General features: G+C 58.0%; 3 protein-coding genes and 2 pseudogenes. 2 read left to right on the forward strand and 3 right to left on the reverse strand.

Annotation, left to right across the window (positions count from 1 at the left end):
* Nucleotides 1-218: 218 nt before the first annotated feature.
* The 3 genes and pseudogenes from BF95_RS26950 to BF95_RS24350 form a co-directional block, all read right to left on the reverse strand.
* A pseudogene (locus BF95_RS26950) lies at nt 219-1,305 on the reverse strand (IS630 family transposase).
* Nucleotides 1,271-1,738: a hypothetical protein gene (locus BF95_RS28515; RefSeq protein WP_200867061.1), complete on the reverse strand. Its 468-nt coding sequence runs from the start codon at nt 1,736-1,738 to the stop codon at nt 1,271-1,273. Before BF95_RS28515 ends, BF95_RS26950 begins: the two are co-directional and overlap by 35 nt.
* 133 nt (nt 1,739-1,871) lie before the next feature.
* Nucleotides 1,872-2,711 carry an alpha/beta fold hydrolase gene (locus BF95_RS24350; RefSeq protein ID WP_235209985.1) on the reverse strand — a complete coding sequence of 280 codons (840 nt, stop codon included), beginning with the start codon at nt 2,709-2,711 and terminating at the stop codon, nt 1,872-1,874.
* A 304-nt stretch (nt 2,712-3,015) separates the two neighbouring features.
* Here BF95_RS24350 and BF95_RS24355 point away from each other — a divergent pair.
* Both BF95_RS24355 and BF95_RS24360 read left to right on the forward strand, forming a co-directional pair.
* A pseudogene (locus BF95_RS24355) lies at nt 3,016-4,222 on the forward strand (IS256 family transposase).
* Between the two features lie 133 nt (nt 4,223-4,355).
* A partial coding sequence (locus tag BF95_RS24360; protein ID WP_235209986.1) for an IS110 family transposase occupies nt 4,356-5,147 on the forward strand: 792 nt, incomplete at its 3' end.

The following is a 5,147-nucleotide window of genomic DNA, read 5'->3' on the forward strand; positions in this document are numbered from 1 at the left end:
CCGCCTTATGCAAGAGGGTGAGGTGACGCGCGAATGGACCCGTGGCCGCCGGGCTCTTATGGTTTAATGGCGTTTTTTTTTTTTTGGGAAACAAGCTGTTGTTGGAGATGCCGGGCTTGCCCTTATGGCGCTCGGGGCTACTAGTCTGTTGGATCGCTGCCTTCACCTCCATCGTGTGGCGTTGCTTGGGCGCAGGAACTAATACCAACCTGCATTGATCACGACCCACGTGCCCATTTGCGGCGTCCAATTGTCATGATGCGCCAGGGCTGATCGATCAGCCTGTTCCAGGCTTCGCAGCAAAGGTCGACGATGTTGTCGTGGGACGTGAAGATGCGGTTGGATAGCCAGTTATCGCGCATGAACTGCCAGATATTTTTCGACCGGGTTGAGTTCAGGACATTTTTGGCGGCAGCGGAACGATGCTGATATTATCGGGGTACTTCCAGCTTCCCCGGTCATGTGCCATCCGGCCTGATCCATCAGCAGCACGCCGTGGGCACCTGGTTCGATAGCGAGCGATATCTCCGCCAGGTGCAGCGACATGGTCTGGGGTATTACAGAAGGGCAGGACCAAGCCAGCGCYYACCAAGCTCAGGGCAGATAGCGCCGAAGATGTAGGCTGATTTGGTCCTCTGATCCTTGGGCGCTGAAGGCCGGGTGGCCGCGCCTGGCCCCAGGCGGGCGGGTGATCTTCGTTTTTTCTGGCCGATACGGGCCTCGTCCTGGAACCATACCTCTATGGGGCGTGTCGCGCGGGAGAGCGGCTTTGATCTTTGCCAGCTCGGCTGCAAAGCCCCCCTTTTTTGAAAGTCCTCCATCGCATATTCGTTCTGGGGCATGGGTGACGTGGGGCGTGCCGTCAATTTTCACATAGCCCCAGCTTTTTTCAAACTCTCGCCCCTACGGTCGTTTCCGTCAGAGACACCCCCAAAATTCGTCATGAAGCCACCGCGCCAGGTCGATCAGCCGCCAACGCACAACTCCATGGATCGCTGGTATCGGTCCACTTTCAACGACCTCCGCGAGCGCTTGGCGCTGGGTATCATTCAGCAAGGGCGGCTTGCCTGGGGCCTTGCCGTCAAGGAGASCCGCTGGACCTCGGGCGTTGAACCGCACCACCCAATCCCGCACGATCTGCAGGGTTACTCCGCCGATGCGCGCGGCATCGCTGCGGTTCGCGCCATCATAGATTTCCGCCAAAGCTAGCAGTCGGCGTCCCTGGTTCGCGCTCTTTGTCGTCCGCGCCAGTCGCCTCAAGCCCGCTGCATCAAAGTCGTCTCGCAATCCAATCGCTGCACCCATGACAATGCCCTCCAACCCGAAGACATAGATTCATAGTTTCGCCGCTTTGCGAATCCCCCACGTGAGTCAGCATCACGGACCGATGGTATGACTTGGCGCATCGCAACGCAGCCTCAAATTCGCCTTCCCGATCCGCGAGCAGAACGCATCCGTTCGGTGGCGCATACTTCCCCGGCAGGTTGGCGAATTCGGCATCGTTGTTTTGATAATCGAGATTCACCGGGGAATTGGCGATAAACTCACGCCAAATGCTCAGCACCGCCGCTGTGTCTTCAGGAAAGATCGCGTGTCGAATGATCGTCATAGCATGAATATCATGCCGAAGATCTTGGCTGCGATAAGGCGTGTTTTTGAGGACATTGTGGTGATGCGGGACAACCCGCCTGACGCCAATCACATGGCGGGCGTCGGAATTGGCCTGTTTGTCGCGCATGTAGTGGCGGGAGCGGGGCTTCCCGTACGTTCCGCCAACGTGCTCGCTTTCCCAAAAACGATCATGTTCCGGAATGGCCGGGATCGGTAGTACCGTCAGCTAGGCTCGACGGTCGCTTGGAGGCGGTGAACGGTCAGGTTAGAAAGCTTCGTACGTCTGACATGAAGCGATCAAACTGATCGTGATGAAGCCAATGGCCCGCGTTTTCGTACTGGATCAACCTAGCATCTTGGAAATGTTCGATCCGGCCATCCTTAGCGGGGCTGCTGAAAAAACTGTCCTTGCCCCACAGGAGGAGCACTGGACATTTGATACCTTCCCAAAGTGCAGCCACTGCTTCGGCGTCCAGGTCAACCACGGGCCAGACGTTAAGGTAGTTATCGAACTTCCAGCTCCAGCTTCCGTCCTCGTTGCGTGATGCGCCATGGACGGTAAGATGGCGCGCCTGCTCATCTGTCAGGAAGCCGTTCTCGTTCTTCATCCGTTCGTATGCATCGCGCAGCGATGCGTATTTGCGGGGAACACGAGCGGAAGCATTGCGCTTGTCTTCGATCCATTTGTGAAACTGTGGCAAGGGGGCGGCCTTATCCTGCACCCAACGCACATCAAGTGAGGGACCCAACCCTTCAATGTTGATGAACTTGGCCACCTTGTCTGGGTACAGACCGGAGAATCGGGTAGTGATTGCACCGCCGAGTGAATGAGCAATGATTGTGACCTGATCATGCCCCAACGTGTGCACGAGTTGAGCGAAATCGTAGACGAAAGCGTCCATCCCGTAGTAGCCCTCGGGCGACCACTCGCTGTCCCCATGGCCGCGCAGGTCGGGACAGATTACATGCCAATCGTGCCGCAATTCCTCCGCCACCCAGTCCCAGCTCCGGCAGTGATCACGCCCACCGTGCTGCAAAATCAAAGGTGGCGCGTCGCTGTTGCCCCAATCCACATAGTTGAGCCTCAGGCGCTGAGACATGAAACGATTTGAGTTAGGGCCAGGGGGCGTAATCATGGGCCGTTGCTTGAAGCGTGCTACCGATGCCGTCAACCATCCGAAGCAGATTACGCAAGTAAAAAACTATCTTCGAATTTATCCCACAAACGAACGTGCAACGAGAATAGGTCGTGTCCCGGCGCGTGGTGTAGGTTTTGAGGGTAGCGAAGCTGACCGGACGCGCGCTCATCGATAAAGCGCTGTAGCGGCCGGTCAGTTTCGCGGGTGGTCACCGGCGAACTTCGGATAAGTTTGGGTTGCGAAGCTCAACTTACGGAGACCTCCGATGACCAATGACAAGATGGACCTGCACGCTCTGGTTGGGAAGACAGCCGACGGCGATTTTCTACGCGACATGATCGGCTTTGCCGCGCAGCGGCTGATGGAACTGGAAGTGGGCGGTGCGACCGGCGCTGCCTATGGTGAGAAAGATCCTGAGCGCCTCGCGCAGCGCAACGGCTATCGGGGATCGGGGACTGGGGAGACGCGAGCAGGGACGGTCGAGCTGCGGATCCCCCAGCTGCGCAAGGGAACATATTTTTCCAGGGTTTCTGGAGSCCCCGCCGTATGGCAGAGAAGGCACTGACGGCCGTCATCCAGGAAGCTTATATCCAGGGGGGATCTCGACCCGCTCTGTGGACGATCTGGTCAAAGCCATGGGCATGAGTGGGATCTCAAAAGAGCCAGGTCAGCCGACTGTGCGTGGAGATCGACGAGCGGGTGAAGGCCTTTCTCGATCGTCCGATCGAAGGCGACTGGCCCTATCTCTGGATGGACGCGACCTACATCAAAGTGCGGCGAGCCGGTCGCATTGTCTCTGTCGCGGTCATCATTGCCGTTGGCGTTAACAGCGATGGCCGGCGCGAAGTGCTCGGCATGGCGATCGGTCATTCCGAAGCTGAGGTCTTCTGGACCGAYTTTCTACGCAGCCTTGCCCGTCGCGGTCTGCGCGGCGTGAAGCTGGTGTCTCCGATTCCCATGAAGGCATAAAAGCTTCCGTCGCCAAAGTGTTCAGCGCCACCTGGCAACGATGCCGGGTTCATTTTATGCGCAATGCGCTGGCGCATGCTGGCAAGAGTGGGCGCAGGGTCGTGTCGGCGTTCATCGCCACCGCCTTCGCTCAGGAAACGCCAGAGGCTGCAAAGGCCCAATGGCGTAGCGTCGCCGATCAACTGCGCCCCACCGTGCCGAAACTCGCCGCACTGATGGACAGCGCCGAGGAGGATGTGCTGGCTTATATGACCTTCCCTGCCCARCACCGCACSAAGTTGCACAGCAACAATCCGATCGAGCGGCTCAATGGCGAGATCAAGCGGCGTACTGATGTTGYCGRCATCTTCCCCAACGAAGAGGCGATTACCCGTCTCGTCGGCGCTATCCTTCTGGAACAGAACGACGAATGGGCCGTCCAACGCTGCCGCTACATGACACTTGAGAGCGTCTCAGGTTTAAGCGATAATCCYATCATCACGTTGCCTGCCATGGCAGCATGATCAATCCGGCTTAGCCGGAGGTCGCTGTGGCTATCCCAGCGAACCTACACCACTTAACGTAATCGCCACACTCGACCTCCGCTTTGTTGCGGTAGGATGTCATTGCCGCTTCGGCGCTCGGCCGGAGTCGAACGTGGAGGACGTTATGGGAGTTTTTGCAGCACTGGATGTGTCACAGGAGGAGACGGCGATTTGCCTGGTTGGGGCGGAAGGTGAGATTCTCGCGGAGGCGAAGGTGCCGACCTGCCCTGACGCGATAGCCGACTGGCTAGCGAAGCGCGCCGCGGATGTCGAACGGGTGGGAATGGAGACAGGTCCCCTTGCCGTCTGGCTCTGGAACGCGCTGACGAAGCGGCGTGTCCCGATCATTTGCCTGGATGCGCGTCACGCTAATGCGGTCCTCAAAATGATGCCAAATAAAACCGACAGACATGATGCTCGCGGCTTGGCTCAGATTGTCCGCACAGGTTGGTTCAAGGCTGCCCGGATAAAGAGTCATGAGGCCTATGTTAACCGGGCGATGCTGACAGCGCGCGATACGCTGGTTGGCATGCGTGTGAAGCTTGAAAATGAGATCAGAGGGTTGCTGAAAAACGTTTTTGGCGTGATGTTCGGAAAAACGGGGTTGGGGGGCTTCAAACGCCGTGCGACGGAGATCATCACAGGCGAGCTGGCAGTCGCACCGGAGCTCATACCTATCTTTGAAGCGTTGATGCACGCCCGGAGTGAAATTCTAGCCCGTATTGCCGCTCTCGATGGCAAAATCCGGGCGGTAGCCAAACAGCATGGTACGGTACGTCTTTTGATGACAGCGCCGGGAGTCGGACCGATCACCGCGATGGCGGTAACTGCAGCATTCGACGACGCCGAACGCTTCAACCGATCTTCCAGCGCGGGCGCTTATCTCGGTCTGACGCCAAGGCGC

The sequence above is a fragment of the Sphingobium sp. Ant17 genome, from assembly GCF_000588875.1.
Lineage (GTDB): Bacteria > Pseudomonadota > Alphaproteobacteria > Sphingomonadales > Sphingomonadaceae > Sphingobium.